Raw genomic sequence first — 25,039 nt, forward strand, 5'->3', positions numbered from 1 at the left:
TGCAACACAAACCTGATTCGGAGAGTTCATATGTCTTTTGAAGATTCCCAGCAGACTGAACGCGTGACCCATGCAACATTGGTGTTCGAGCGCGAGGTTCCCACGACCGTCGAGAAGGTATTTGCAGCTTTCGAAAACGCAAAAATTCGGTCGGAGTGGAGTGCGCCATCAGACACCGCCACCATCATCTATGACCAAGAAGATTTTCGAGAAGGAGGCGAGGATCGTTACCGTTGCGGCTCTAAATCTAACCCCAACATTCACGGTACTACCCGCTACCTTGAAATCATCCCAGATCGTAGAATTGTCTCCAGCGAGACGATCTCGATGGATGGAAAGCGCCTCTGCGCTTCACTTATTACTCTTGAACTTGCGCAATCTGGCAGCAGAACAAAGCTACGAAGCACCAGCCAAGTTGCGTCATTCATTGGTCAGGACATGATCAAGGGAACTGAGACCGGAAACAATGGTTCACTGGATAGCCTGGTCAACTACTTTTCCAGAGATCAAGCGTGAATCGTGTGCTTTGGGCGCGAGTGCTGCATAACCTGTTGCTCGTCACGGACACGCAGCAGCAGGTTGCCGCTTCACGGCGCATGCTGCGTGCCCGACAGCGCCGACGTTAGGTCGCTCAATTACCCACATGCACTCCACCGATTCCAAAGACAACGCAGGTGTGATTGCACCCGCTCCTGTCCTGTACGGCGCAGCCCTCGCCATCGGGCTTGCAGCGGAGCAAATTGCACCAACCCAATTGCTGTCGTTTCCGATCAGTGCTTGGCTAGGGGCTGCCTTCATCGCAGTCGCCGTAGCCATAGTGGCCTCAGCATTCAAGGCCCTCGCTCAAGCGCACACAGCTTTCGATGCACGGAAGTCCACCACCAGGATTGTCACAACCGGAGCGTTCCGCCTCAGTCGCAATCCAACGTACTTGTCCCTCACGCTCCTGCTCATCGGCGTCGCGTTCGCAACCTCGTCGCTCTGGGTGTTGGTGTCGGTCATTCCGGCCGTCGCGGCAACTCAGTGGGGCGTAATCCTACGAGAAGAGCGTTACCTCAAAGCAAAGTTCGGTGAAGGCTACAGTAGCTATGCCTCGAAGGTTCGTCGTTGGCTGTGACGCAGCGACCTAACTCAAACGTTAACTGGCATGAAAAAGGTCCTTTGGCCAACAATCTGGTTAGCGGCAATCGCTTTACTCGCAGCGGGCCTTGCTGCGATTTCAGAAATAGGTTTCTGGTGGTCATTCTTGATCGTTGCCGGTGCAATCCTCATCAACGGATGGGTGGCAACTTTTGAAGATGATCTACCGGGCAGCTTTAACAATCCCGATGGCACATCTACACCCCGTTACGCGATTGTTGCGGGTTGGGGTTTTCGGGTTCTAGGCGCTGTGCTTGCGCTCTTGTGCATTGGTGTGCTGTCCCTTCACTTCTTCGGTTCACCATGACGCCACGACCAGTTAACCTGTTGATCGAATGGACCACCAACGGCGACCTACACTGCCGCCATTCTTCAACAGTGAGTGCGCCGTTGTCTTCCACTCATCGCCAACGTTGGGCACTATAGAGCATTACGTCCAGATGCCACTCAAATACTTTGCCTCCTTGGGAACCGCCAAGATTGTGCTCTGGTGCTATCTCATCTGGTATCTCGTCACGGTGGTCAACCACTTTGATCCGTCGCCAGCAATTTGGCTCAACTCTCTCGGTATCAGTGCCGTCATCGGCATCGCGCTCGTCCTGAGCGTTGGTGGTCAAGCCCTTCGCGTCGCCGATCGTTGGCAAACCATTCGCCTATTTCTCATGCCATTCTGCGTATCCAGCTTTTCATCCCTGATCAAGGGGCATGGCTTCGTTCTCATCGTGCCGCCCAATCGCTCGGAACAACTCGTCTCATTCGGGGCTTGCGCCGCGTTCCTGCTTGTCGTCTTGGTTCTCAAGAGAATCAATCGCGTGGTGCACGCCCAGCCAGGCGCTTCAGCTGCCCGACCACCTTTGTCATCTTTGTCGCATCACGGACAGCAGACCCTGAAATAGCGCGGCATCCCGGCAACGCCTGTGTGCCACATGCTACAAAGCCAAGGCAAAACCACCGGTTTTCGGGTGGCATGAATATAGCTATAGAACCCTTATGCGGCCATGGTCGGTCGCGAAAAGGGTTTCCATGCACGCAAGCGCAAACACCGGTTCATTGCCAGCTACGACTTATGTCAGTATCGGCCAGATCAAATCACTTGGGGCCGCACTCGAACTGCCGAAAAGCAGTGGTGGCTGCGATACGCTCGATGACGAAAGCAAGGCCACTTGCGGAACGTCAGCCGGCCCGGACGACATGCCGCAAGAGATCTGGGACAAGGTCAAGAACCACCCTTGCTACTCCGAAGAAGCCCACCACCACTACGCCCGCATGCACGTTGCCGTCGCGCCGGCCTGCAACATCCAGTGCAACTACTGCAATCGCAAGTACGACTGCAGCAACGAGTCGCGCCCCGGCGTGGTCTCGCAGAAACTCACGCCCGAGCAGGCCGTCAAGAAGGTCGTGGCCGTAGCCAGCGAGATTCCGCAGATGACGGTGCTAGGCATCGCCGGCCCCGGTGATGCACTGGCCAACCCGAAAAAGACTTTCGACACCTTCCGCATGTTGCAGGAGCAGGCGCCTGACATCAAGCTGTGCATGTCCACCAACGGCTTGGCATTGCCGGAGCTGGTCGATGAAATCTGCCAGTACAACATCGACCACGTGACTATCACCATCAACATGGTGGACCCGGCGGTGGGCGAAAAGATCTATCCCTGGATCTTCTGGAACCACAAGCGTGTCACCGGCTACGAAGCCTCCAAGATCCTGCACGAGCAGCAGATGAAGGGCTTGGAGATGCTCACCGCGCGCGGCGTGCTGACCAAGATCAACTCGGTGCTGATCCCCGGCATCAACGACGAACACCTGATCGAAGTGAACCGCGAGGTGAAGAAGCGCGGCGCCTTCCTGCACAACATCATGCCCCTGATCTCCGAAGCGGAGCACGGCACCGTGTTCGGCCTGACCGGCCAGCGCGGCCCGTCGGCTTCCGAGCTCAAGGCGGTGCAGGACGCCTGCATGGGCGGCGCCAACCTGATGCGCCACTGCCGCCAGTGCCGTGCCGATGCCGTTGGCCTGCTGGGTGAAGACCGCAGCGAAGAGTTCACCATGGACAAGCTGGAGCAGATGGAAGTCGTCTATGACCTCGACAAGCGCAAGACCTACCAGGACAAGGTCGAAGTCGAACGCCAGGCCCAGCATGCCGCCAAGCAGGAAGCATTGGCCACAGCCAGCGCAATGACGGTCGGCGACGACCTCCAGGTCCTGGTCGCTGTGGCCACCAAGGGTGGCGGTCGTGTCAACGAGCACTTTGGTCATGTCACCGAATTTCAGGTGTTCCAGGTCTCCTCTACGGAGGCGCTGTTTGTGGGCCACCGCCGGGTCGACCAGTATTGCCAGGGCGGCGAGGGTGACGACGAACAACTGCCCTCGGTCGTGCGCGCCATCAACGACTGTCACGCGGTACTGGTGGCCAAGATTGGCGCCTGCCCGAAAGACGACCTCACCGCAGCTGGCATCGAAGCCGTCGATCAGTATGTGGGCGAGTTCATTGAAAAAGCCGCGTTGAGCTGGTTCAACGACTACCGCAGTCGTGTCGCCAGCGGCGCGGTAACGCACCAGAACCGCGGTGACGCCCAGATTCGTCAGGGCGCTTTTACCAGCGTTGCCGAAGCAGCCTGAAGTTACACATCTATTACCCACCATAAAGGAGAGCCACCATGCCACTCAAAATCATCGCGTCCACCTGCACCGCTTGTTCCGCCTGCGAGCCGGAATGCCCTAACGTCGCCATCCGCGAAAAAAATGGCACCTACGTCATTGACGTCAAAAAGTGCACCGACTGCGAGGGTCACTTTGACGAACCCCAGTGCATCGCCGTGTGCCCCGTCGACGGCTGCATCGTCAAAGCCTGACCCTTCATCACCAGAGACCTTCAACATCATGTTGCCCAACGTCACCATCACCCCCGCCGCGGCGAAGTTCATCAACCGCATCGTGCGTTTCTCCGGTCTGCCCGCCGGCGCGGGCTTGCGCCTGGCCGTGACCCCGGGCGGCTGCTCCGGCTACTCGTCCGAGTTCAGCGCCGAAGCCGCGCCGGCGGCGGGCGAGCAATTGCTGGAGGTCGGTGGCGTACGCCTGTTTCTGGGTGCCGAGAGCCGCTTGATGCTACAAGGCATCACGATTGACTTCACCGAGACCGCCACCCAGTCGGGCCTGTCCTTCATCGACCCGAACAAGGAAGCCTGTGCTTGCAGCACTGCCGAGACGGCGCCCAAGGTCGGCGTGACCAAGATCGAAATCAGCGCCATTGGTCGCGGCCGTCCGGCTGCGCCCATTCTGGCCTCCTGAGCAAAGCAGGCATCACCATGGATGCGATCAACCCTGGCTTTGATGACGACTGGTCGGCCTTTGCCGCCAGCGCCCTCGGCGGGGGCTTGAGCCCGCAAGTGGAGGCGCTGATTCAGCAAGCCGGGCTGCTGCGCCATCGTCCGCTGGAGGCGCTGCCCTTGCTGCAGCAGGCTCGCGCCGCTGCGCCAAGCCACCCGTCGCCTTTGATCGCGCTCTATCGCTTTTACTTCTATGGCCACCAATTGACCCAGGCCCGCGCCGTGGCCGAAGATGCGCTGGCCATTGCGCGCACTGCCTTGGGCTCCAATTTTGGCGATGAGGCGCCCTGCGACGACGCGGCACGCCACGACGCTGCCGTGCGCTTTTATCTGTTCACACTGAAAGGCCTGGCTTATCTGAACCTGCGCCTGGGCGACCTGGACGAGGCACGCCTGATGCTGGGTGAATTGCGCCGGCTTGACCCGCAAGACCGTGTTGGCGGCGCCTTGCTGTCGCACGTCCTCGTTCGCCACGAAAAGGGGGATGACACTGAAACCGGAACGGCCTACCCGGTACGCGGCTGGAGCGGCACCGGGCCGCGCGCATGATGAACGCCGCCGTCATCACCCCCACCCCGCGCGTTGGCAATCTGCGCGCGCCGGCGGGCGACATCCCGTCGCAGCACTGGCAGGGCGGGCCGGTCAACTGCGGCAATTGCTGCTACATCGATCTGCGTGCACTGCCCGGCGAGCAGGGTTGCGAACCCGGCCATGCCTGTATGCAGGATGTTTATGCGCTACGCATTGACCGCTTTTTCCGCTGGCATCCGGCACGGGGCGATGAACAACTGACCCATGCCTATTTTGAGGTGCGGGCCATCGCCGCGCGCCACGCCAGCGTGTTTCGCCTGCCCACCTTGATTGACGACCCGGATGAAACGGTGCGCCTGCAGATCGCGCTGCGCCTGCCACTGGCGCAACTGATACGGCTGGCCAAGGACCCCCACCGCGAGGTGCGCATCCGTGTCGCGCAGCGCCTCGCACCCATCGCACTGGCAGCGCTACGGGATGACCCGGATTACGGCGTGCGTGAGCTGGTCGCGCTGCGTCTGCCGCTCGCCATATTGCCGACCATGGCGACGGACGCTGACCGCGCCGTGCGCATGCGCGTCGCACAGCGCCTGGAGATGCCTGCGCTCTTGCGCATGGCGGACGACAGCGCGCCGGAGGTGCGCCGCATTGTGGCCGAGCGCCTGCCCGCGCCGCTGCTGTCGCGCCTGGCCAGTGATGCCGACTGGCGCGTGCGCTGGGAAGTGGCGCAACGCGCCGATGCCGCCACGCTGGACACGCTGCGTAATGACGAAGATGAGGAAGTGCGCCAGACCGTACGAGAACGGCAGGCGCGTGAAATAACCCGGATTGGAGGTGCCCATGGCTGATATCAACCGCGACGATGATGTGATCGAACTGGCCTCCCCGCCCCGCTTCAGCTACGGCGAGCGGGTGGTGGCGCGTTCGGTGGTGCGTAACGACGGCACCTACAACGGCAAAGACATCGGCGAGGTGCTGGTGAACAAGGGTGAGATCGGTTACGTCATCAACATCAATACCTTTCTGCAGCAGTTCTACATCTACGCGGTGGACTTCGTCGATTCCGGCCACCGCGTCGGCATGCGCGCCAAGGAGCTTTGCACGCTGGACAACCTGCCCGACGACGTGCTGGAGCAGCTGGGGGGTAAATCCGCCGCGCTGCAAGGACTCGGAAACGCCACGCCACTTGAGGAGAAGCCATGAATGCAATGACCGGTATCGAACCCCGTGAACCTGCTTATGCCTGGGGCCAGCGCGTCATTGCGCTGGACGACCTGGTGAACGACGGCAGCTACCCCGAGCGCCCGGTGGACGCGATGCTGGCCGCACGCGGCTCGATCGGCGAAATCGTCAACATCGGCCATGCGCAAGACTTGAACGAACCGGTGTACCTGGTGCAGTTCGAGGGCTGCGTGGTCGGCTGCCTGGAAATTGAACTGGTTCCCGCGCCGCATGGCCTGCTGCCCGAGACTGGGGAGCTGATGTGAACATGACGGCTGCTGCTGTGACTGCACCAGCCAGCGGCCAGGTGCGGGACCTGATGCAGCACCGCCTGGAGCGGGCGCTGCGGGAGCGCGTGCGCTACCGCTATGTGCAGCCGCTCGTGTTGCGTGAGGGTGAGAACTTTCGCATCCAAAGCCCGTGCTGCTCGCGCAATGTGGACCCCAGTGGCGGCCTGATCGATATCGCGTTGCTGATCCCACATACAGGAGGCAACTGGTGCCTGTGTGCGCGTGACCATGTCAACAACACGTGGGTCTCGCGCTTTCAGGATGAGCCGCTGGACGTCTTGCTGGACCTGCTGTGTGTCGACGACGAACGCCAGTTCTGGCCCTGAACTGCATCGCGGCCATCACCATGATTTACCTCGACCACAACGCCACCACGCCGCCCGCACCTGCGGTCATCGCGGCCATGCTGCCGGTGCTGTCCAACCTGTGGGCCAACAGCTCGTCGCAGCACGGGCCGGGGCAGGAGGCCAAGCGCGCGTTAGGCACTGCGCGCGCCACCGTGGCACGCGTATTGGGCTGCAAACCGGTCGAAGTCATCTTTACCAGCGGCGCCACCGAATCCAACCACATGGCGGTGCGCGGGCTGCTCGCCATGGCCGCTCCCGGCCGTCGTCGCGTCGTGTTCAGCAGTGTTGAGCATGCGGGCCACTTGCGCCTGGCGCGTGCGCTTGCCGACAGCGGTGTTCAAGTGGACTTCATGCCCGTGCTGGCGAACGGCACGCTCGATCTGCCGGCGGCAAAAGCGCTGATTGGCCCGGACGTGGCCCTGGTCTCGCTCATGGCGGCCAATAACGAGACCGGCGTGCTGATGCCGGTGAATGAGGTCGCGGCACTCACGCAGGCCGCCGGGGCGCTGTTGCATGTGGACGCCACCCAGTTCATCGGCAAGCTGCCGTTTAATTTTTCCAGCTTGGGTGCGGACGCGGTGTCGCTGTCGGCCCACAAGCTGCAGGGCCCCAAGGGCGTGGGCGCGCTGTTGTTGCGCCAAGGCATCCCTTTTGCACCGCAAACGCTGGGCAGCCAGGAACGCGGTCGGCGCGGCGGTACCGAGAACCTGGCCGGGATCGTCGGATTGGCGGCGGCGCTGGAGCTGTTGGGTGATATCGGCCTGGAGGCCGCGCGTTTAACCATGCTGCGCGACACGCTTGAAAGCGGACTAGCCCGCGCACTGCCAGACACCCACATCTGGTGCCAAAACGTGGCCCGCCTGCCCGGCACCAGTTATCTGCGCTTTGGCCAACTGTCGGTTGATGTGGTGTTGCAGCGCCTGGAGCGCCTGGGCGTGGCGGCATCCAGCGGCGCGGCCTGCTCCTCCGGCGGCAGTGAACCCTCGCATGTGCTGACGGCCATGGGTGTGCCGGCCGAAGAAGCGCTGGCCGCCGTACGCCTGTCGCTGGGCCGCACCAGCACCCTTGAAGACGTGAGCTACCTGTTGAATGCGCTGCCGCCCTTGTTGGCGCCGCTGCTGCATGAAGAAATATTGACTGCTCCTTAAAGCGAACCTTGAACCCATGTTTACACCCCACAGGAGCCGATGATGAAACTGATGATCCGCAAAGACAGCAAGGGCACCTTGACTGGTTATGTGCCCAAAAAAGATCTGGAGGAACCCATTGTTTCCATGGTCAACCCCGGCATGTGGGGCGGTCTTGTGACACTGGGCAACGGCTGGCAGTTCGATCTGCCGGCCATGCCCGCCGACACGCCACTGCCCATCACGGTAGAAGCGCGTCGCATGCCGCTGACTGAGGACGCTGGAGATTAATCATGGCACTCACCCCTGACTATCTGCGCAGCGCTTGTGAAGTGATCGGTGCCGCGTCCACCTTGTGCGACGCGGCGTCGATTCTGCGGGCGCGCGACCCGGCCCTGCGCGTTGTGCTGGTGGACGCGATGGACATGCGCGATGAAACCCCGGCCCAGTGGCTGGGCTCGCGCCGGGTCTACCTGGCCACCTCCAACGGCCATTGCTGGTCCATCACCGAACAACCTGAAGAAGCGACGGCGCTGATTCTCACGCAGGACTGACCATGGAAATCGATGCCATCTCCCTGTTTGAACCCGAGTGCGGTGGCCGCGAGATTGAGCTCGTCTGTGCCGTGCTGCAGTCGACGCGCTGGGGCGACGGCCCCATGCTTGAATCGTTTGAACAAGCCTTTGCCGGCTGGGTCGGACGCAAGCACGCGGTGGCCGTCGGCAGTGGCACGCTCGGTGTCTGGATTGCACTGCGCGCCATGGGCATTGGCCCCGGCGACGAGGTCATCTGCACCTCACACGCCTGGCACCAGGTGGCACAAGCCATCACCTTGACCGGCGCCACGCCGGTGTTCGCCGACATCAACTACTGGACCGGCAGCCTGAGCCCCGAAAAAGCCGCACTCAAGATCAGCCCCCGTACCCGCGCCATCCTGGCCGGCAACACCAACGGCCACCCGGCCGACTGGGAGCCGTTGCGCGCCTTGGCCGATGCGCATGAATTGGCGCTCATTGAAGACAGCAGCGAGGCCCTGGGCTCGCGCTACAAGGGCCAAACCGTGGGCACTTTCGGCGACGTTTCGGTGTTCGATTTCTCGGCGCCCTCGGCCCTGTGCACCGGCGAAGGCGGCATGCTGGTCACCGATGACGATGAACTGGTGCATGAGCTGCGTTACCTGCGCCAGCGTCGCATTGCTGACCGCAACTCGGTCTCGGTCGGCTCCCGGGTGCCCCTGCAGGCCGGCATGAGCGAGCTCACCGCCGCACTGGGCCTGGCCCAGCTGGCCGGTCTGGATGAACGTCTGGCCCAGCGTCTGGAGGTGGTGGCCTGGTACCAGGAGCACATGCAGAGTTTTGAAGGCGTCAAGCCGCCCTACATCAGCGAGGACGTGGACGAAGTGCACTGGATGCTTTATGTGGTGCACCTGGGCAAACGTTTTTCGGGCAGTTCCCGGGCCCAGATGATCGACGACCTGCACTCGTCTGGCATCGAAACCGTCGCCTACAGCCATCCGCTGCACCAGCAGTTTTTCTACATGAACACAGGCGATGGCATCGGCCGCCAACGCGGCCAACTGCTGCGCGACACCGACCGCATCGCTGACCGCGCGTTGGCGCTGCCGCTGCACACCCAGCTTGATGAAATCCAGGTCAAGTACATCGTCACAACGCTCAAGGACACCGCGACCAACGTGGGTGCCGGGGCGGCTATTTACCTTTAAGGACCAGACCATGACTGCTTCGAACCACGACTTGATCAACGAGATCGCCCGCAGCCTCGACACGGGTGCCATCATTCCCTATCTCGGCCCCGATATGCTGTCGCTGTGCAACGACCTCCAGGTACCCGCCACGCCCCAGGCGCTGGCCGAGAGCATGACCGGCAAGGTCAGCGTACCGCACAAGATCCGCAAGCGCCTGACCCAGGCCGCGCAGTTCATCGAGAACTTCAAACACCGCAAGTCGGTGGTGCATCTCATGAACGAAGCTTTTGCCAGCACGCCCGCGCCCTCGCCTCTGCATCTGGCCCTGGCCGGCAGCGGCGCCGGACTGTGGGTCGACACCTGGTATGACGACACCTTTGCCGCCGCGCTGGCGCAGCTGCCGGCCAAGGGCAGTTGGGCGCAGGTGCAGGGCCTGTCGCAGTCCGAGCACTTCGGCCAGTGGACCGGCGTCTACGACGAAGATGGCGCTTTGCTGGCAGAGCTGCCAAACGATGTCGCACGCCTTCTCTACAAGCCCATCGGCAGCCACGGCCCGGTCGGCAACTACCTGGTGTCGGACAGCGATTACGTCGAGGTACTGACCGAGATTGACATCCAGACGCCGATTCCGGCAGCGGTGCAGGCCTGGCGCAGTGGCCGCAACTTCCTGTTCCTGGGCTGTCGTTTTGACGACCAGCTGACGCGCTGCTTTGCGCGCCAGATCATGAAGCGTTCCTCCGACCGCCATTGGGCCGTGCTGCCTGACGAACCCACACGCATGGAGGCACGCTTTTTGCAAGAGCAGAACATCACCCGCATCGACATGCCGCTGGCGCAGTTTGCCGATGCCTTGATGGACGCCATGCAACCGGCCCTCGCCGCCTGACACTTTTCCCTTGTTTCCCTTCCTTTCCCAACTCACTCAAAAATCATCATGACAACACTCTCTACCCCTGACGCGACACAAACCACCATGGTTACCATGACCGTCATGCCTTCCGGCAAGTCCTATGAAGTTGCCACCGGCACCACCTTGCTGAAGGCCCTGCAAGCCGCCGGCGAGCCGATCAAGAGCAAATGCGGTGGCGAAGCCAAGTGCGAAACCTGCCACGTCTTCGTGTCTTCGGGCCGCAAGACCCTGTCCAAGATCAAGCCCGCAGAAAACGAAAAACTCGACGGCATGGTCGGCATCAGCTCCAACTCCCGGCTGGCTTGCCAGGCAGTGATCGGTACCGAGCCGATCACCGTGGAATTGATTGCCTGACGCCGACCATGGCCGAGCCGATACCCTTCCCCGTGAGCCGGGTGTTTGATGTCGCCATCGTCGGCGCCGGCCTGTGCGGCTTGGCGCTGGCGCGCCAACTGATCGCGCGCGGCCTGGATGTGCAAGTGATCGAGGCACGCGAACGTTTAGGCGGGCGCGTGTACACCGAGCACTGCCAAGCCACCGGTCAGGCGCTGGACCTCGGCCCCACCTGGTTCTGGCTTGACACCGAGCCGCGCATCACCGCGCTGCTGACCGAACTGGGCCTGGCCAGCCAGCCCCAGCATGACCCGGGCGATGCGCTTTGGCTCACCGACCCCAACCGCGAACCCGAACGCCGCGTCGAGCCCGGCGGCGTGCATGTCGGCGCCCACCGCATCGAAGGCGGTTCGGCCCGTCTGGTCGAAGCCCTGGCGGCCGCACTGCCGGACGGCTGCGTGCGTATCGGTGTGGCGCTGCAAGCGCTACGCGACCGGGGCGCATTCATCGAGTTGCTGCCAACCATCGGACACCCCTTGCGGGCACGCCAGGTGGTGCTGGCACTTCCACCGCGCCTGGTGCACGAGCGACTTCAATTTGATCCACCGCTGCCCGCCGCCGTGTCGGAGGCGCTGGCCGCCACACCGACCTGGATGGCGGCGCAAGCCAAGTCGCTGACGACGTTTGCGCAGCCGTTTTGGCGCACGGCAGGTCACTCCGGCAACGCCTTTGTGCGCCATGCCCAGGCCGTGCTGGGCGAGGTGTTTGATGCCAGTGAAGGTAAAGCCGGCAAAGATCACGCAGGCACCGGCCACGCCGGCGCCCTGGGCGGCTTTGTCGCCTTGAACGCGGCGCAGCGCGACAACTTCAAACGCGGCCTGCCGCTGCTGATCGACAGCCAGCTGGCGCAACTTTTTGGCCCCGAGGCGCAGGGCGGCCACCCCTTCCTGCAAGACTGGGCCGAAGAACCCTGGACCTGCAGCGCCACCGACCGCGCCAACCCGCCCGAGCCCCCGCAGGCCGACCCCGTGTTGCGCCAGCCGCTGTGGGCCGGCCGTGTGTTTCTGGGCGGCAGCGAAACAGCGGCGCATGGTGCCGGCCACATGGAAGGCGCACTCGAAGCGGCCGACCGCATCGCCCATGCCTTGGCCCGACCCCAGGTGAGCGCCAGCAGCGCACCGATGAGAAGAACCCTGCATCTGACGCGGCCTGCTGACAGCACACGGGCCGAGGCCATTGGGACGTTTGCGGCCAGCGTGCTGGCGCTACGGGGACGGGCGCCGGAACGCTATCGCCTGCACCTCACCCGGCTGTTGTCGAGCCAGCAGTCCGAGCTGCTCACGCAGCGCGCCTTGCTGGCTGCGGCCGACCAGGTCTATAGCGAAACGCTGGCACGCCTGGACCAGCTGCTACCGGCGCTGGATGCGGCCAGCGCCGAGGTGGCCAGCGGCCGCCATGCACTGACCACCACGCTGCTGGCGCCTTTTGAGGGCTGGAACAAGGGCTTGCTGGACGCTGCACTGAGTTTTAACGGCACCTCCTGTGCGCTGTCCAACTTCCCGCAGGAACACCAGCCTGACGCCGAGACGCTGCGCGCCATCACGCTCGACCTGGCGGCGGCCTGGCGCGAGTTCGCACTTGAACTCAACACCCGGCTGCTGGTGGCCGCCAGCAGTGCGGCCATTATTTAAAGACCCATGACGCACATCATCAACACGGCCCTGCTGGGCCTCATCGAACAGGCCGGCACGGCAGTCGCCACGCTGGTCGAAGGGCTGGAACGGGACGAACTGCTGCGCTCGCGCCTCACCCGCGTCGAGGTGCTGCGCCAATTGAAAACCTTGGCCGACAGCGTTGGCCAGCTTGAACCCGCGGCGCGCTCCGAGATGCCGGAGCTGGACTGGACCGGCTGGGACGCCATGCGCCCACGCTTTTCCGGGCCGGCGGGTCAATCGCTGGACGAGGCGCTGTGGTTCGCCTGCGCATCGCTGGTGCCCGCCACCCTGCTGTGGCTGCGCGTTTACCAACAGAGCCAGCCGACCCAGTTTCGAATGGCACCGTGAGCATGGTGCTGGCAGACCGCTGCGTCATGCCCGAGGCGATGCGGGCTTTGGCGGCACCGCGATTCGGCGCGCTCAGCGCACCTTTTATGCAGCCGGTGATCGCGCGGCCGCTGCCCAACCCACAGTTGTTGTACCTGAATACCGGCTTGGCGCAAGACCTCGGCCTGGACCGGTCATGGGGTGACAGCCCGGCCGCGCTGCCCTTGCTCGCCGGCAATGCGCCGTGGCCAGGACAGACCGCCTTCGCCAGCGCCTATGCCGGTCATCAATTTGGCGCCTGGGTGCCCCGGCTCGGTGATGGCCGCGTGCTGACCCTGGCCGAATGGCAGGCGCCCGATGGCGGGCCGGTCGAGCTGCAACTCAAGGGCGCCGGCCCCACGCCTTACGCGCGCGGCAGCGACGGTCGCGCCACGCTGCGCTCCTCGATACGCGAACTGCTGGCGTGCGAAGCGCTGCATGCGCTGGGCGTGCCGACCACGCGCGCCCTGGCGCTGGTCGGCTCCAGCCTGGCGGTGATGCGCGACGAGCCGGAAGCCGCCGCCGTGCTGAGCCGCACCGCCCCCTGTTTTGTGCGTTTTGGCCACTTTGAATTTCACGCCCGCCATGGCTCGCCGCAACAGCTGGCCGCCCTGGCCGATCACGTCATCGAACATCACTTTCCCTATCTGGTGCAGCAGCCGCAACGCCATGCCGCCTGGCTGGCCGAGGTGATTGAACTCACGGCCGCGCTGTTCGCCCACTGGCAGACGCTGGGCTTTTGCCACGGCGTGCTCAACACCGACAACCTGTCGGTGCTGGGCCTGACGCTGGACTACGGCCCCTATGGTTTCATGGAACGTTTTCGGCCGCACCATGTGTGCAACGCGTCCGATCATGAGGGGCGTTATGCCTACACCGCGCAACCGACCATCGGGCGCTGGAACTGCGCGCGCCTGCTGGAGGCCTGCCTGGGCCTGCTCGACAAGCAGCCCGAAATGGCCCGCGAACAGGCTGCGGCGCTGCTGCTGTACTACGACGAGATCTACCGGAGTGAAGTGATGCGCCGCTGGCGCGCCAAGCTCGGACTGCGCGAGGTCCGTGCCGGGGATGCCGGCCTGCTGAACCGCTGGCTCACACTGCTGCAGCGCGGCAAGGCCGATTTCACGCTGGCCTTTCGCAACCTCGCCGGCGCCATTCAAATAGACCCGGCCGAGACTCTGATCCTGCTGCCGCCCGGACAGGATGCCGCGTTGGGCGACTGGCTGAATGACTGGCGCGCCCGCCTGGCGAGCGAAGGCGCTGTGCCGACTGAGCGGGCGGCTGCGATGCGCCGCGTCAATCCCCGTTACGTGCTGCGCAACCACCTGGCCCAGGCGGCGATTGAGGACGCGCAGCGCGGCTCAAGCACGAAACTTCAGCGCCTGCTGGCCGTGCTGGCCCGGCCATTTGACGAGCAGAAAGGCGCAGAACACTATGCAGCGCCGCAGCGGGAGGGAACAGAGCTGGAAGTGGGGTGTTCGGCTTAGAGGCGCGCGAACAGTGCTACATATTACATAGCTACTTACGCATACTGCATGCGGGCTAGAGTCTGGTTTTGTATAAATCAGGACCAACACATGCCAGCAACCGAACTCATCGTCACATCGGTTGGCAAAGTTGATGACAAAGAATTGCCGGTTCAAAAACCAATCCACTGTCCTCAAGATCACGTAGCCTGTGTCTACCATCCAATCGGTTGCGTCATGGCTTCCAACCATGACCCCAACAGGCCCGCCTCCGGGTCTGCTGCCTGCCCCCTCAATGCGTCTCTTGTGAGTACATGACACGACAGCAAGAATTGGCACAGTTAATGCATCCAATCTTGGATACAAGATTGGATGCATTAAAAGGATGCCACCCACAACTTCCCCTCATAACTGCCAGGTGCAGGCCTGGATTTCCCGCTGTGACAAGCCGCTTCTTCAGAGTGCCAGCGGTCCGCTGGCGGGCCTGCGTTTTGCGGTCAAAGACAACATGGATGTGGCGGGTTTGCCCACCACCGCCGCCTGCCCGGCGTTCAGCCACACCGCTGCAACGCATGCCGTCGTGGTGCAAAAACTGCTCGATGCCGGTGCATCGCTGCTGGGGAAAACCAACCTGGACCAGTTTGCCTGCGGCCTCAACGGCACGCGCTCGCCAGCGCAAAGCGTGGACTGCGCCTCGATTTTTGCCCGCACCGTGGCGGTGGCCGCCAGCGTGTTGCAGGCCAGCATGGGCTATGACCCGCTCGACCCCTACTCGCGCAAGTTGTCTTTGGCCACACAGGCCTGGGCTGGCAATTTCCGCTTTGGCGTGCCGTCGGCGCTGGAATTTTTTGGCGACACCGCGGCACAAGCTGCGTTTGCGCAGGCCGTGCAGCGCCTGGTGGCCATGGGCGGCACGCCCGTGTCCATTGACTCGAACCGACGTGCTTGAGCAACACTGATAGAGTTCTTCCCGATGCATACGCCGACCCGACCACCTGCCCCTGGCCCCGAAAAAACGGCGCACCGCTCGCGTGCTGATGACGTGTATGAACAGCTCAAGCGTGACATTGGCGAGTTCAAGCTGGTACCGGGTGACCGCTTCACGGAAAACGAGATCAGCGAACGCCTGGGCGTGTCCCGCACGCCGGTTCGCCAGGCGCTGTTCCGCTTGCAGCAGGAAGGCTATGTCGAGGGGCTGTTTCGCAGCGGCTGGCGCGTGCTGCTTTTTGATTTCGACCAATTCGAGCAACTCTACGACCTGCGCATGGTGCTGGAGACCACGGCGGCGCACCGCCTGTGCGAGGACGGCCTGCACCCCAGCGCACCTGTGAACCATGCCTTGCGCGATGAACTGATGGCGATCTGGCTGGTGCCGGAGGCGCAGCGCAACACGGACGCCGTGCAGGTGAGCCAGTGGGACGAGGCCTTTCATGGCGCGTTGGTGGCGGCGGCGGGCAACGCCGAGATGGCGCGTGTGCACCGGGACGTGACCGATCGCATCCGCATCATCCGCCGGCTTGACTTCACCAAACAGGCCCGCATTGAAGCCACTTACGACGAGCACGCCAAGATCCTCAAGGCCATCCAGCACAAGCGCGGCGACCAGGCGGCCATGCTGTTGCGCGCGCACATCGAGACCAGCCAGGCCGAGGTGCGCAAGATCACCCTGCATCAGGTGCATCTGGCGCGGCAGGGCGGCATGCGCTGAGCGACAAATGAAACCGGGCTTCACTCTTGCCGCCCGTTTGACGGGTGTCACCTTGTTGTATGCCGCCGCGGCGATAGGAGGGCTGATGTATGCCGTTGTCGGCAGCACGGTCACGCTGGTCTGGGCGCCGAGCGGGATCGCGCTGGCTGCGCTCCTGGCCTATGGCTACCGCCTGTCTTTCGGAATTGCTCTGGGTGCCTTTCTGGCGAATGCATGGACCGGCATACCGCTTGCCGCCGCCGCAGTCATCGCCATGGGGAACACCCTGGAGGCCTTGGTCGGCGCATTTCTCCTGGTTCGCCTGGCCCGCTTTCGCAATGCCCTGGACCGACGTCGGGACGTATTCGCATTAATCGTGCTGGCCGCCATTTTCAGCACGATGTTGAGCGCTTCTATCGGCGTGGCCACCCTGGCCCTGGGTGGCATCGTGTCCCTGGGAAACTACGCCACGGTGTGGATGAAATGGTGGTTGGGGGACATGATGGGGGTGCTGGTGGTGGCACCGCCCCTGCTGGTCTGGCTCAGCCGGACGCGTCCGGCCCTGTCGACCCCGAAAGCGGTCGAGGCCTTGTGCCTGGTGGCGGCACTGGTGCTGGTTTGCCACAAGATTTTTGGCGCGCCGGAATTGGCCGTTCATGGCTACTACCCTGCGTCGCTCGCCGTCTTTCCGTTCATCATTTGGGGCGCGCTGCGCTTTGGCCCGTGGGGCGCCAGCCTGGTCACGCTGGTTGTCTCGATACTGGCGATTTGGGGCACGACCCGGGGAACCGGACCGTTCGTGGTCGACCAGCCCGTGGACAGCCTGATGCGCTGGTGCGCCTTCGCCATCGTCGTGGCGGTGACCGGCCTCCTGCTGGCCGCCTCCGTGGCCGAGCAGCGGCGCGCGCAGGCGGAGCTCAAAAGCTCGCATGACGGCCTGGAACAACGGGTGAAGGAACGCACGCAAGATATTGCCGAGATCAATACCGACCTGCGGCGGGAAATGGCGGCGCGCCGGAGCCTGGAAAACGCGCTGATCCGCGTCAGCGAAGAACAGCAGCAAGCCATCGGCCGGGAATTGCATGATGGGCTGGGCCAGCACCTGACCGGCCTCGCCCTCTTCAGCGCGACCTTGCAGCACCAGTTGCACGAGCGGGCGCAGCCGGAGGCCGAAGCAGCAGGCCGGATCGTCGACCTGATCAACCAGGCGACGGCCATGACCCGCGCCGTGGCCCGGGGCCTCTACCCGGCGGCACTGGAGGTTGGCGGCCTGCCCGCCGCGCTGGAGCAGTTGGCGGAGCACACCCGCTCGCTGCAAGGCATGACCTGCGTATTTCGCTGCGATGCGGACCTGCAGGTGCGCGACCCGTTGGTCGCCATCAACCTGTACCGCGTCGCCCAGGAAGCCGTCAATAACGCGCTGAAATACAGCCAGGCCAGCCATCTGCGGATTGACCTGACCCGCGTCGAGGACCGGCACCGGCTGTGCATCAGCGATGACGGCATCGGCGCCGACCCCGAGCGCATCTGGCGGGGCCAGGGCTTGGGCATGCACAACATGCGTTACCGGGCCAGCCTGCTCGGCGGCACCTTCGCGATCGAGAAAAATGCCCACAGAGGCACCACCGTTGCCGTCATTTATCCGCACCAGGGGGAGCACCATGAGCAACAACGACAACACGGCGCGTAAGCCGGAAAAAACCCGCATCATGATGGTGGACGACCATCCCCTCATGCGCGAGGGCATGGCCCGGTTTCTCAATCTGCAGGAAGATCTCGACCTGTGCTGCGACGCGGGCAGCGTCGAGGAGGCACTGGTTGCGGTGGCCGAGTGCAATCCGGCCCTGGCGATCATCGACATCTCGCTCCATGACGAGTCGGGGCTGGATCTGATCAAGACCCTGCGACGCCGTTACCCCGCACTGGCGCTGCTGGCCATGAGCATGCACGATGAATCCGTTTTCGCGGAACGCGCCTTGCGTGCCGGCGCCAATGGCTACCTCATGAAAAAGGAGGCCACCGGGAACATCCTGCTGGCCGTGCGCCGGGTGCTGGCCGGTGATATCTACCTCAGCGCCGCGATGCACAGCCAACTCTCGCAGCGCTTACTGGCGCCCCAGGCCGGCGCCCCCGGCCCGATCGCCGGCCTGAGCGAACGCGAGTTCGAAATTCTGCACCTGCTCGGGCTCGGCTTCGGCACCCGCCAGATCGCCGACAAGCTCAGCCGCAGCATCAAGACCGTCGAAGCCCACCGCGCCAGCCTCAAGGACAAACTGCAGCTGAAAAGCGGCGCGGACCTGGTCCGGTTTGCGATTCAGTGGCTGGAAGACCGCTAAGGCGACACGGCCCCGCCCTAGGGGAAGCCCCTATCCCAAAATAAGGGTTTCCCCAAGCCCGAAACGGGACCCTCCCCGATGGTCCGCCCCGCGCGCGGGCGATACAGTGGGCTTCGGGCTATGGCGGCGGCGAGAACTCATCCTCCATGAGGTCATGGCCTGGGATGCCCAAGCCAAAATATTCAGGAGCTGAATATGAAAAAGAAACCCCATGCCGGAGACAGCGAACGGCAGCGCCGGCCTATCGCTTCCATCGCACTGGGGTCCAGATCCGTCAGGAGCACGCTTTGAAGTCGCCATCCGCATTGCCCGATACCGCGCCTCCGGCAGTGTGGAACTGCTTGTCTTTCATGAGGACGCCGGTCTGAGCGCCGTGGTGATGCCAGACCGCTTGCGAGTCGACAGCCACATCAGCCCCCCTAGGCCGGCCCCGCCCTAGGGGAAGTCCCTATCCCAAAACAAGGGTTTCCCCAAGCCCGAAACGGGGACCCTCCCCGATGGTCCGCCCCGCGCGCGGGCGATACAGTGGGCCTCAGGTCATGACAACGGCGGCCATCCCTCCGTGATGCCGTCATGACCCAAGCGAGGTCACCCGGTTCGATACAGAAAGGAAAAATATCATGATCAAGCCAAAATACTATCTTGTTGCAACAACGCTCATTCTTTTGTCATGGGCACCCCACGCGGGCGCCGGGCGCCCGGGGAGTACGCCCGCGCCCGTGATCGAAAGCGCGGAGATCGATCCCGTGCAGCATCGTGTCACGCTCACCGGCAACTTCTTCGGCGGCCGCACGCCGGTGCTCACACTCGGCAAGCACCGGCTTGAGGTCAGCGAATCGACCCCGACCCAGGTGGTGGCGAAGCTGCCGCTGCACCTGCGTCCCGCGACCTATCGGCTGTTGATCAACAACGCGAAGTCGTCCACCGATGCGGCATCGCTTTATCTGCAAATCCCCTGGGGTTCCTCGGCGCAGGTTGCGTCGTCAATCGACTCACCCTTAAAGTGAAGGAGAGGGGCCGTGTTGCCACAAGGGTGGCATCAGCCTCAACCCCCGCCTGCGCCGACGATGAGATTGAACACCTCGCGCAACAGGAGCAGCTCGCTCATCGCGCTCCCGCGCAATTCGCTGATCGGCTTGAACACGCCGCCGAGCGCTTCAATCGCTTCTTTCGGCGCTTCGAAGGTGGTGAAGCGCAGCAGGTGGATGCGCACCGGGCCGGTCTCGGTTTGCGCCCAATGGTTGAACGCGCTGACCTGCACCAGTTCATCGGGATTCAGGCCGCAGCGCTCGATCACGGCCAGTCTGACGGCGTCGCCTGAGTACGCAGGGCCGATATCGGCCGGCGCCGCCATCGGGGCTGCGGATGCCGGCAGGGCTTCGGGCCAGAGCAGGCTCTTGTTGTCCCAGCGCGGGAACAGCAGCGCCGTGCTGTAGCTGTCGAAGTGCGTGAGGATCACGCGGTTGTGGGCAAAGATGTCTTGTGTCGTCATGGTTCAATTCCTTGGTCAAATCACCCTCTAGCCACCGCGCAGCAAGCGCAAGCAGCTATCAAAAATGTAGTTTGCTACAGCACCACCTCAAAACCCTCAAACTGCGGCGGCCCCAGGTAGAGGCCGCGCTGCTGGCCGGCGTTGGCATGGGCGGCGCGGAAGGACTCGGAGCGGGTCCAGGCTTCAAATGCGGCGGCGCTGTCCCAGGTGGAGTGCGAGACGAACACGGTCGCTTCCGCATTGCCCGGCCCTTGCAGCAGATTGAAGGTCTGGAAACCCGGCACCTCGGCCAGACGGCTGTCGCGCTGGCGCCAGACCTCGATAAATTCAGCCTCGCGGCCGGGTGCGATACGAAAGCGATTCATGGCGATAAACATGGGGGTGGTCCTTTCAAAAATTAGCGATAACCTTCTTCGCGCAACACACGCTGCACCACCGGCCGGGCGCGCACCAGCTGGTAATGCGCGGCGCAACGCGGCGGCAGGGTCAGGCCGGTTTTGTCGGCCCAGAACTCGACATAAAACAGCGCCGCATCGGCGATCGAGAAGTCGGCACCGATGGCATAACCGGTCTCGGGCAAGCGCGCTTCAATGACGGCAAAGGCCTCGGCAATGATCTCGCGTCCGCGCGCCTGAATGCCTGGTTGCCACGCCGCGCGGTCCGAGTCGGCCAGCCCCGCCGGCAGATAACGCTCGGTGGTGAAGATGCGCGTGTAGCCCTGGCCATGCACCGTGCCCACCACATAGTCCATCAACTCAAGCGCCAGCGCGGCCAACAGCGGGTCTTCGGGCAGCAGGCGTTTGCGCGGATAGCTGCGCGCCAGCCAGTAGGCAATCGCCTGAAACTCGGTGAGCGCGCGGCCCTCGTCCAGCACCAGGGTCGGGATCGTGCCTTTGGGGTTGAGCGCCAGGTAGTCGGGCCGGCGGTGGTCGCCGGCCGGCATGTTCACAATGGTGACCTCAAACGGCAACTCCAGCTCTTCGAGCAGGATATGGATGCCGGTCGAGCAGGAGCCGGGTGTCATGTAGAACTTGAGTGTCATGTCCTTTACCAAGCAAGATGCGTGACAGCACGGTCGACCTTGCACGTTGCTTGCTAACACACAGTTGGCGCGGGCTGTGCCCGCATCCGGGTCGTTCGCGTGTACTCTTTGTCGTATTCTTGTGTCACCTTTGTCTGCTTATGCCCATCGTTTCTACACCCATGCTGAACCACGATGACCTGCGCCGCTGGCGGGCCTGCACGCGCCGCTTCTGGCTCCACCGTCGGGGCGAGCACGCTGCTGCAGTGCCATGCGCCACGGGCAAGGTCCACGCGGTGGCCACGGATGCGAGCGCCGAAGCGGCGGTGATCCACGGTCCGGGCATCGACGCGGCCTTGCGCGCCTCGTTTCCCGGCGCCCAGGTCATTGCCGCGCCCAACACCCCCGCCGAGTGGAACGCCGCCATGCAGCACACCCTGGACTGTCTGGGCTCGGACCGCGTGGCGCCCGAAGGCTGGGCAATTCTGGGCGCCTGCCTGACCAGCGAGGACCGGGCCCAGGTGCGCATCGACGTGCTGAGTTGTGGCGAGCGCGGCCTGCGTCTGTTCAAGGTGCGTTATGCCACGGTCGGCGACGAGGCCGATGTGGATGCGGTGGCGTTGTGGACGCATGTGGCGGCGCGCTGCGGTTTGCGGGTGCAGCATGTCGGCTTGCTGCTGGTGGACACCGACTTCATCTACCCCGGCCACGGTTGTTACGCCGGCCTGTTCCGCGAGGTGGACCTGGCACCGGTGCTGGGCTCGCGCCCGGTGGCGGCCTGGCTGACGGCCATGCGGGACTGCGCACGCGGGCCGCAACCACCGGCCTCGCCGGGGCTGCACTGCACCCAAAGCGGCGGCTGTGAATTCATCCACGACTGCCAGGCCTGCACACAAACCGCAAGCGCCTTGCCGCCTGCTCCGCTGGCAAGCCTGGAAGTGGTGGGCCGCGCGTTGGCGGCCGAGTTACGTGAAGAGGGCCATGTGGATCTGCACAGCGTCGCGCTGCCACGTTTCAGCAATACACGCCACCGCCGCGCCGTGCGCGCCATCCAGCAAGGCAGACCGGTGCTGGACCCAGAGGTCGCCGCCCTGATGCAGGCCCTGCCCTACCCGCGCCACAGCCTGCGCCTGGACACCATCGGTTTTGCCGTGCCCGTGTGGGCCGGCACCCGGCCCTACCAGGTGCTGCCGTTTCAATGGACGTGCGATGTGCAAAGCGCTGCCGGCGACTGTGCGCGCCATGCTTTTCTGGCCGATGGCGTGGGCGATCCGCGCCGCGTGTTTGCGCTGACGCTGTTGCAGGCCTTGGGCAGCACCGGCCCCGTGTTCGCCTACAACGCGGGCTTTGAGCGCAACCGCCTGCGCGAACTGGCGCAGCACTTTGACGATCTGGCGCCCGCACTCGAAGCCGTGTTGCCGCGCATCGTCGATCTGTTTCAACTGGCCCGGGCGCACTATTACCACCCGGTCATGGCTGGCTCGTGGTCGTTTAAATCGATCAGCCGCGCCGTGGCGCCTGAGCTGCTGCTGGACAGTCTGGACGAGATCCAGGCGCCATCGGCTCAAGCGGCTTTTGCGTGCTCGCTGCAGCCGGGCCTGGATACGCTGACCCGGCAGCAGTTGCGTACCGCCCTGCTGACCCATGGCCAGCGCCAGACTGAAGTCTTGCGCCGCATGCTGGCCGTGTTCGATGGCGCCCCCCATTTTCTGGATTGATTCACCATGACAAATCGCCTGGCCACCCAACAGTCGACCTATCTGCTGCAGCACGCTGAGCAGCCCGTGGACTGGTACCCCTGGGGCGACGAAGCGCTGGCGCTGGCCAAACGCCTGGACAAACCGATCCTGCTGTCGATCGGCTACGCGGCCTGCCACTGGTGCCATGTGATGGCGCACGAATCGTTTGCCGATGCGAGCACCGCCGCCGTGATGAACGAGGGCTTTGTCAACATCAAGGTGGACCGTGAAGAGCGCCCTGACATTGATGCGGTCTACCAGATGGCGCATCAGCTGTTGCGCCGCAGCGGTGGCGGCTGGCCGCTGACCATCTTCCTCTCCCCGCAAGGCGTACCGTTTTACAGTGGCACCTATTTTCCGGGCGCCGCACCCGAGGGGCAGGCCACTTTTCGCAGTGTGCTGAGCTCGGTCAGTACCGTCTGGAGCGAGCAGCGCGAAGCGCTGACGCGGCAGGACCAGGCCTTGCGTCTGGCGTTGGCCGCCACCGTGCCACAGTTCGATGCCAACGCCATGCTCGATGCCCCGGTGCTCACGCAGGCGCGCCAGCAGCTGGCTGCCGCCTTCGACCCGGTGCAAGGTGGCTTCGGCGCCGCGCCCAAGTTCCCGCACCCGAGCGAACTGGGCTTTTTGCTGCGCCGCGCGCGTGAGGAAGGCGACAGCCAGGCGCGCGACATGGCGCTGCTCACGCTGCGCAAAATGGCCGAGGGCGGCCTGTACGACCAGATTGGTGGCGGCTTCTTTCGCTACAGCGTGGATACGCAGTGGCGCATTCCGCACTTCGAAAAAATGCTGTGCGACAACGGCGTGCTGCTGGCCTTGTACGCCGATGCGCTGACGCTGGCGGGCGAGCCCTTGTTCCGCCGTGTCGTCGAAGACACCGCGAGCTGGGCTTTGCGCGAGATGCAGGCGGCCAGCGGCGGCTTTCATGCCTCCTTGGCGGCCGACGATGCGCAAGGCCGTGAAGGGCACTTCTATGCCTGGGAATCCGAGCCCTTGCGCCTGGCGCTCTCGCCCAATGAATGGGACGTGTGCGCCGCTCACTGGGGTCTGCTTGATGCGCCCAACTTTGAAGGCAGCCACTGGCACCTGTTTGTGGCGCGCTCTGCCGCCGTGCTGGCCGGCACCTTGCAGCAGCCTGAAGTGCCGCTGCAGGCGCTGATCACTGGCGCCCGCGCCAAGCTGCTGATAGAGCGCGACAAGCGCGAGCGCCCGGCGCGCGACACCAAGTTGCTCACCGGCTGGACCGCGTTGATGAGCACCGGCCTGGCGCGCGCCGCCGCCGTGTGCCAGCGCCCCGACTGGTTGCAGGCGGCGCGCCGGGCGCTGGCGTTTATCCGGACCGAGCGCTGGCAGGACGATGGCCGCACCTCCGGGCGCCTGCAGTCCTTGCCCGGCCAGGACGCCTTTCTGGATGACCATGCGTTTTTGCTGGAAGCGGTGCTGGCACTGCATGACGCCGACCCGCAGCCGGATGACCTGCTCTTTGCCGAGGCCGTTGCCAAGGCCATGCTGGCGCAGTTCGAGGACCGCGACGTGGGCGGTTTCTTTTTTGCCCGCCACGATGCACCGGCGCTGATTCATCGACTCAAGACCGGACTGGACGCCGCCACGCCCTCGGGCAACGGCACGGCCGCGCTGGCGTTGCTGGCCCTGAGCGAGAAGCTCGATGCACCGCAGGCGGCCAGGTACAGGACGGCAGCCGAACGCTGCGTGCGCGTGTTCGCCGCCACGGTGCGCAGCGACCCGGCAAGCCACACGCGCATGCTGCAGGCGGCTGTCCGCGCCCGATCAGGATTTGACCGTCCTATTTAAGAGGTCAAGCGGTCACCGTGTCCGCTGGACCGGCAAATTGGGGGCGCAAAAACACAACAGTTCCGCCCCGCTTTTTTTGCCAGGTACATGGCGTTGTCCGCGCCATTGAGGATGTTGTCTGCCGCTTGGGGATCAGCCCGCGTCACGCAAAAACAGGACGAAAAAAGCTGCGCTCGTAGCTGAGGATGCAATGAGTTTCCTCGGCGTACTTGAACGCCGCTTGGCAGTCAGGGTCTTGAAATGACTTCGCGCGGTACTCCTCATACAAAGCAAGAGACGGGAATGTAAACATCGCGAGTGCTTCGCGAGAAAAAACGCTATGCATACTATAGCTGTCTGCGCAGACTGCACGGGGGCTGGATCTCATTTTTATATATAAACGATGCCCCATGAATACCCCTGCGCGTGCAAGACGCAAAGAACTGCAAAAACGCTGGACTGGCCTCGTCGATAAAATTTGCCGATCACTCGTTTC

32 protein-coding genes and 1 pseudogene are annotated in these 25,039 nt (G+C 63.7%); 29 read left to right on the plus strand and 4 right to left on the minus strand.

The features are described from left to right. The first annotated feature begins 30 nt into the window (after positions 1-30). From C5P05_RS19680 to C5P05_RS19800, 27 genes are all read left to right on the plus strand, one after another. Positions 31-516 (plus strand): SRPBCC domain-containing protein, encoded by a 486-nt coding sequence (locus C5P05_RS19680; RefSeq protein ID WP_114971536.1) that lies wholly within the window; start codon positions 31-33, stop codon positions 514-516. A gap of 127 nt (positions 517-643) precedes the next feature. Then, positions 644-1,117: a methyltransferase family protein gene (locus tag C5P05_RS19685; RefSeq protein WP_114971537.1), complete on the plus strand. Its 474-nt coding sequence runs from the start codon at positions 644-646 to the stop codon at positions 1,115-1,117. A gap of 30 nt (positions 1,118-1,147) precedes the next feature. Continuing rightward, positions 1,148-1,447: a hypothetical protein gene (locus C5P05_RS33790; RefSeq protein WP_157979401.1), complete on the plus strand. Its 300-nt coding sequence runs from the start codon at positions 1,148-1,150 to the stop codon at positions 1,445-1,447. Positions 1,448-1,580: 133 nt separating this feature from the next. Beyond that, positions 1,581-2,036: a hypothetical protein gene (locus C5P05_RS19690; RefSeq protein WP_198674796.1), complete on the plus strand. Its 456-nt coding sequence runs from the start codon at positions 1,581-1,583 to the stop codon at positions 2,034-2,036. A 127-nt stretch (positions 2,037-2,163) separates the two neighbouring features. Then, on the plus strand, positions 2,164-3,759 hold the full coding sequence (gene nifB / locus C5P05_RS19695; RefSeq protein ID WP_114971678.1) for a nitrogenase cofactor biosynthesis protein NifB: 1,596 nt from the start codon (positions 2,164-2,166) through the stop codon (positions 3,757-3,759). A 38-nt stretch (positions 3,760-3,797) separates the two neighbouring features. Continuing rightward, positions 3,798-3,992 (plus strand): 4Fe-4S dicluster domain-containing protein, encoded by a 195-nt coding sequence (locus tag C5P05_RS19700; RefSeq protein WP_114971538.1) that lies wholly within the window; start codon positions 3,798-3,800, stop codon positions 3,990-3,992. 28 nt (positions 3,993-4,020) lie between these two features. After that, positions 4,021-4,428: a HesB/IscA family protein gene (locus tag C5P05_RS19705; RefSeq protein WP_114971539.1), complete on the plus strand. Its 408-nt coding sequence runs from the start codon at positions 4,021-4,023 to the stop codon at positions 4,426-4,428. Positions 4,429-4,445: 17 nt separating this feature from the next. Continuing rightward, a complete protein-coding gene (locus tag C5P05_RS19710) occupies positions 4,446-5,015 on the plus strand; it encodes a hypothetical protein (protein WP_114971540.1) in 570 nt (189 codons plus the stop codon). After that, a complete protein-coding gene (locus C5P05_RS19715) occupies positions 5,015-5,845 on the plus strand; it encodes a 4Fe4S-binding leucine-rich repeat protein (RefSeq protein WP_114971679.1) in 831 nt (276 codons plus the stop codon). Before C5P05_RS19710 ends, C5P05_RS19715 begins: the two co-directional genes overlap by 1 nt. Then, complete coding sequence (locus C5P05_RS19720) at positions 5,838-6,200, plus strand: nitrogen fixation protein NifZ (RefSeq protein ID WP_114971541.1); 363 nt, start codon at positions 5,838-5,840, stop codon at positions 6,198-6,200. Before C5P05_RS19715 ends, C5P05_RS19720 begins: the two co-directional genes overlap by 8 nt. Before the next feature lie 5 nt (positions 6,201-6,205). After that, a complete protein-coding gene (locus C5P05_RS19725) occupies positions 6,206-6,484 on the plus strand; it encodes a nitrogen fixation protein NifZ (RefSeq protein WP_114971680.1) in 279 nt (92 codons plus the stop codon). A 2-nt stretch (positions 6,485-6,486) separates the two neighbouring features. Further along, positions 6,487-6,834, plus strand: a complete 348-nt coding sequence (locus C5P05_RS19730; protein WP_114971542.1) for a hypothetical protein — start codon at positions 6,487-6,489, stop codon at positions 6,832-6,834. A 20-nt stretch (positions 6,835-6,854) separates the two neighbouring features. Then, entirely contained in the window at positions 6,855-8,003 is a 1,149-nt protein-coding gene (locus C5P05_RS19735) for a cysteine desulfurase family protein (RefSeq protein WP_114971543.1), read from the plus strand. A 42-nt stretch (positions 8,004-8,045) separates the two neighbouring features. Further along, entirely contained in the window at positions 8,046-8,273 is a 228-nt protein-coding gene (nifT, locus tag C5P05_RS19740) for a putative nitrogen fixation protein NifT (protein WP_114971681.1), read from the plus strand. Between the two features lie 2 nt (positions 8,274-8,275). Continuing rightward, on the plus strand, positions 8,276-8,536 hold the full coding sequence (locus tag C5P05_RS19745) for a hypothetical protein (protein WP_114971544.1): 261 nt from the start codon (positions 8,276-8,278) through the stop codon (positions 8,534-8,536). 2 nt (positions 8,537-8,538) lie between these two features. Continuing rightward, positions 8,539-9,705, plus strand: coding sequence for a DegT/DnrJ/EryC1/StrS family aminotransferase (locus tag C5P05_RS19750; protein ID WP_114971545.1), 1,167 nt, complete (start codon positions 8,539-8,541; stop codon positions 9,703-9,705). Positions 9,706-9,715: 10 nt separating this feature from the next. After that, the gene (locus C5P05_RS19755) at positions 9,716-10,573 is read left to right on the plus strand and encodes an SIR2 family NAD-dependent protein deacylase (protein WP_114971546.1); all 858 of its coding nucleotides are present in this window, start codon (positions 9,716-9,718) and stop codon (positions 10,571-10,573) included. A gap of 48 nt (positions 10,574-10,621) precedes the next feature. Next, positions 10,622-10,951 carry a 2Fe-2S iron-sulfur cluster-binding protein gene (locus C5P05_RS19760; RefSeq protein WP_114971547.1) on the plus strand — a complete coding sequence of 110 codons (330 nt, stop codon included), beginning with the start codon at positions 10,622-10,624 and terminating at the stop codon, positions 10,949-10,951. Positions 10,952-10,959: 8 nt separating this feature from the next. Then, positions 10,960-12,621, plus strand: a complete 1,662-nt coding sequence (locus C5P05_RS19765) for a flavin monoamine oxidase family protein (protein WP_114971548.1) — start codon at positions 10,960-10,962, stop codon at positions 12,619-12,621. Positions 12,622-12,627: 6 nt separating this feature from the next. Next, complete coding sequence (locus tag C5P05_RS19770) at positions 12,628-12,993, plus strand: hypothetical protein (protein WP_114971549.1); 366 nt, start codon at positions 12,628-12,630, stop codon at positions 12,991-12,993. A 2-nt stretch (positions 12,994-12,995) separates the two neighbouring features. Further along, positions 12,996-14,498 (plus strand): protein adenylyltransferase SelO, encoded by a 1,503-nt coding sequence (locus C5P05_RS19775; RefSeq protein ID WP_232834595.1) that lies wholly within the window; start codon positions 12,996-12,998, stop codon positions 14,496-14,498. A 364-nt stretch (positions 14,499-14,862) separates the two neighbouring features. Then, the gene (locus C5P05_RS19780; RefSeq protein WP_114971551.1) at positions 14,863-15,426 is read left to right on the plus strand and encodes an amidase family protein; all 564 of its coding nucleotides are present in this window, start codon (positions 14,863-14,865) and stop codon (positions 15,424-15,426) included. 24 nt (positions 15,427-15,450) lie between these two features. Next, the gene (locus tag C5P05_RS19785) at positions 15,451-16,185 is read left to right on the plus strand and encodes a GntR family transcriptional regulator (protein WP_114971552.1); all 735 of its coding nucleotides are present in this window, start codon (positions 15,451-15,453) and stop codon (positions 16,183-16,185) included. A 7-nt stretch (positions 16,186-16,192) separates the two neighbouring features. Next, positions 16,193-17,854: an MASE1 domain-containing protein gene (locus C5P05_RS19790; RefSeq protein ID WP_114971553.1), complete on the plus strand. Its 1,662-nt coding sequence runs from the start codon at positions 16,193-16,195 to the stop codon at positions 17,852-17,854. Then, entirely contained in the window at positions 17,826-18,500 is a 675-nt protein-coding gene (locus tag C5P05_RS19795) for a response regulator (RefSeq protein WP_114971554.1), read from the plus strand. The genes C5P05_RS19790 and C5P05_RS19795 overlap by 29 nt, the downstream gene beginning before the upstream one ends. A gap of 211 nt (positions 18,501-18,711) precedes the next feature. Further along, entirely contained in the window at positions 18,712-18,939 is a 228-nt protein-coding gene (locus C5P05_RS33795; protein WP_157979402.1) for a hypothetical protein, read from the plus strand. A gap of 181 nt (positions 18,940-19,120) precedes the next feature. Next, a complete protein-coding gene (locus tag C5P05_RS19800) occupies positions 19,121-19,507 on the plus strand; it encodes a hypothetical protein (RefSeq protein WP_114971555.1) in 387 nt (128 codons plus the stop codon). Between the two features lie 38 nt (positions 19,508-19,545). On the opposite strand, the gene C5P05_RS19805 is transcribed toward C5P05_RS19800, so the two are convergent. The 3 genes from C5P05_RS19805 to C5P05_RS19815 all read right to left on the minus strand — a co-directional run bounded on the left by C5P05_RS19805 (position 19,546) and on the right by C5P05_RS19815 (position 21,034). Further along, positions 19,546-19,992 carry a hypothetical protein gene (locus tag C5P05_RS19805; protein WP_114971556.1) on the minus strand — a complete coding sequence of 149 codons (447 nt, stop codon included), beginning with the start codon at positions 19,990-19,992 and terminating at the stop codon, positions 19,546-19,548. Between the two features lie 74 nt (positions 19,993-20,066). After that, positions 20,067-20,369, minus strand: a complete 303-nt coding sequence (locus C5P05_RS19810; protein WP_114971557.1) for an antibiotic biosynthesis monooxygenase family protein — start codon at positions 20,367-20,369, stop codon at positions 20,067-20,069. A gap of 20 nt (positions 20,370-20,389) precedes the next feature. Next, positions 20,390-21,034, minus strand: coding sequence for a glutathione S-transferase family protein (locus C5P05_RS19815; RefSeq protein WP_114971682.1), 645 nt, complete (start codon positions 21,032-21,034; stop codon positions 20,390-20,392). A gap of 140 nt (positions 21,035-21,174) precedes the next feature. Here C5P05_RS19815 and C5P05_RS19820 point away from each other — a divergent pair, with 140 nt between their 5' ends. Both C5P05_RS19820 and C5P05_RS19825 read left to right on the plus strand, forming a co-directional pair. Beyond that, a complete protein-coding gene (locus C5P05_RS19820) occupies positions 21,175-22,731 on the plus strand; it encodes a DUF2779 domain-containing protein (RefSeq protein ID WP_157979403.1) in 1,557 nt (518 codons plus the stop codon). A gap of 6 nt (positions 22,732-22,737) precedes the next feature. Next, entirely contained in the window at positions 22,738-24,564 is a 1,827-nt protein-coding gene (locus C5P05_RS19825) for a thioredoxin domain-containing protein (RefSeq protein WP_114971559.1), read from the plus strand. Positions 24,565-24,706: 142 nt separating this feature from the next. Here C5P05_RS19825 and C5P05_RS34635 read toward each other — a convergent pair. Further along, positions 24,707-24,865 (minus strand): annotated as a pseudogene (locus C5P05_RS34635) (NIPSNAP family protein); the annotation flags it as partial. Positions 24,866-25,039 lie beyond the last annotated feature (174 nt).

Source organism: Rhodoferax ferrireducens, from assembly GCF_003347515.1.
Lineage (GTDB): Bacteria > Pseudomonadota > Gammaproteobacteria > Burkholderiales > Burkholderiaceae_C > Rhodoferax.

What these genes read in the sequence shown, in the direction of transcription:
- C5P05_RS19805 (WP_114971556.1), bottom strand. Translation starts at nt 19,992, where the DNA reads ATGACGACACAAGACATCTTTGCCCACAACCGCGTGATCCTCACGCAC.
- C5P05_RS19685 (WP_114971537.1), top strand. Translation starts at nt 644, where the DNA reads ATGCACTCCACCGATTCCAAAGACAACGCAGGTGTGATTGCACCCGCT.
- C5P05_RS33795 (WP_157979402.1), top strand. Translation starts at nt 18,712, where the DNA reads ATGCCGGAGACAGCGAACGGCAGCGCCGGCCTATCGCTTCCATCGCAC.
- C5P05_RS19820 (WP_157979403.1), top strand. Translation starts at nt 21,175, where the DNA reads ATGCCCATCGTTTCTACACCCATGCTGAACCACGATGACCTGCGCCGC.
- C5P05_RS19765 (WP_114971548.1), top strand. Translation starts at nt 10,960, where the DNA reads ATGGCCGAGCCGATACCCTTCCCCGTGAGCCGGGTGTTTGATGTCGCC.
- C5P05_RS19790 (WP_114971553.1), top strand. Translation starts at nt 16,193, where the DNA reads ATGAAACCGGGCTTCACTCTTGCCGCCCGTTTGACGGGTGTCACCTTG.
- C5P05_RS19825 (WP_114971559.1), top strand. Translation starts at nt 22,738, where the DNA reads ATGACAAATCGCCTGGCCACCCAACAGTCGACCTATCTGCTGCAGCAC.
- C5P05_RS19710 (WP_114971540.1), top strand. Translation starts at nt 4,446, where the DNA reads ATGGATGCGATCAACCCTGGCTTTGATGACGACTGGTCGGCCTTTGCC.
- C5P05_RS19810 (WP_114971557.1), bottom strand. Translation starts at nt 20,369, where the DNA reads ATGTTTATCGCCATGAATCGCTTTCGTATCGCACCCGGCCGCGAGGCT.
- C5P05_RS19815 (WP_114971682.1), bottom strand. Translation starts at nt 21,034, where the DNA reads ATGACACTCAAGTTCTACATGACACCCGGCTCCTGCTCGACCGGCATC.
- C5P05_RS19735 (WP_114971543.1), top strand. Translation starts at nt 6,855, where the DNA reads ATGATTTACCTCGACCACAACGCCACCACGCCGCCCGCACCTGCGGTC.
- C5P05_RS19745 (WP_114971544.1), top strand. Translation starts at nt 8,276, where the DNA reads ATGGCACTCACCCCTGACTATCTGCGCAGCGCTTGTGAAGTGATCGGT.
- C5P05_RS19750 (WP_114971545.1), top strand. Translation starts at nt 8,539, where the DNA reads ATGGAAATCGATGCCATCTCCCTGTTTGAACCCGAGTGCGGTGGCCGC.
- nifB (WP_114971678.1), top strand. Translation starts at nt 2,164, where the DNA reads ATGCACGCAAGCGCAAACACCGGTTCATTGCCAGCTACGACTTATGTC.
- C5P05_RS19700 (WP_114971538.1), top strand. Translation starts at nt 3,798, where the DNA reads ATGCCACTCAAAATCATCGCGTCCACCTGCACCGCTTGTTCCGCCTGC.
- C5P05_RS33790 (WP_157979401.1), top strand. Translation starts at nt 1,148, where the DNA reads ATGAAAAAGGTCCTTTGGCCAACAATCTGGTTAGCGGCAATCGCTTTA.
- C5P05_RS19755 (WP_114971546.1), top strand. Translation starts at nt 9,716, where the DNA reads ATGACTGCTTCGAACCACGACTTGATCAACGAGATCGCCCGCAGCCTC.
- C5P05_RS19785 (WP_114971552.1), top strand. Translation starts at nt 15,451, where the DNA reads ATGCATACGCCGACCCGACCACCTGCCCCTGGCCCCGAAAAAACGGCG.
- C5P05_RS19720 (WP_114971541.1), top strand. Translation starts at nt 5,838, where the DNA reads ATGGCTGATATCAACCGCGACGATGATGTGATCGAACTGGCCTCCCCG.
- C5P05_RS19730 (WP_114971542.1), top strand. Translation starts at nt 6,487, where the DNA reads ATGACGGCTGCTGCTGTGACTGCACCAGCCAGCGGCCAGGTGCGGGAC.
- C5P05_RS19800 (WP_114971555.1), top strand. Translation starts at nt 19,121, where the DNA reads ATGATCAAGCCAAAATACTATCTTGTTGCAACAACGCTCATTCTTTTG.
- C5P05_RS19705 (WP_114971539.1), top strand. Translation starts at nt 4,021, where the DNA reads ATGTTGCCCAACGTCACCATCACCCCCGCCGCGGCGAAGTTCATCAAC.
- C5P05_RS19770 (WP_114971549.1), top strand. Translation starts at nt 12,628, where the DNA reads ATGACGCACATCATCAACACGGCCCTGCTGGGCCTCATCGAACAGGCC.
- C5P05_RS19680 (WP_114971536.1), top strand. Translation starts at nt 31, where the DNA reads ATGTCTTTTGAAGATTCCCAGCAGACTGAACGCGTGACCCATGCAACA.
- C5P05_RS19760 (WP_114971547.1), top strand. Translation starts at nt 10,622, where the DNA reads ATGACAACACTCTCTACCCCTGACGCGACACAAACCACCATGGTTACC.
- C5P05_RS19795 (WP_114971554.1), top strand. Translation starts at nt 17,826, where the DNA reads ATGAGCAACAACGACAACACGGCGCGTAAGCCGGAAAAAACCCGCATC.
- C5P05_RS19780 (WP_114971551.1), top strand. Translation starts at nt 14,863, where the DNA reads ATGCCACCCACAACTTCCCCTCATAACTGCCAGGTGCAGGCCTGGATT.
- C5P05_RS19775 (WP_232834595.1), top strand. Translation starts at nt 12,996, where the DNA reads ATGGTGCTGGCAGACCGCTGCGTCATGCCCGAGGCGATGCGGGCTTTG.
- C5P05_RS19690 (WP_198674796.1), top strand. Translation starts at nt 1,581, where the DNA reads ATGCCACTCAAATACTTTGCCTCCTTGGGAACCGCCAAGATTGTGCTC.
- nifT (WP_114971681.1), top strand. Translation starts at nt 8,046, where the DNA reads ATGAAACTGATGATCCGCAAAGACAGCAAGGGCACCTTGACTGGTTAT.
- C5P05_RS19725 (WP_114971680.1), top strand. Translation starts at nt 6,206, where the DNA reads ATGACCGGTATCGAACCCCGTGAACCTGCTTATGCCTGGGGCCAGCGC.
- C5P05_RS19715 (WP_114971679.1), top strand. Translation starts at nt 5,015, where the DNA reads ATGAACGCCGCCGTCATCACCCCCACCCCGCGCGTTGGCAATCTGCGC.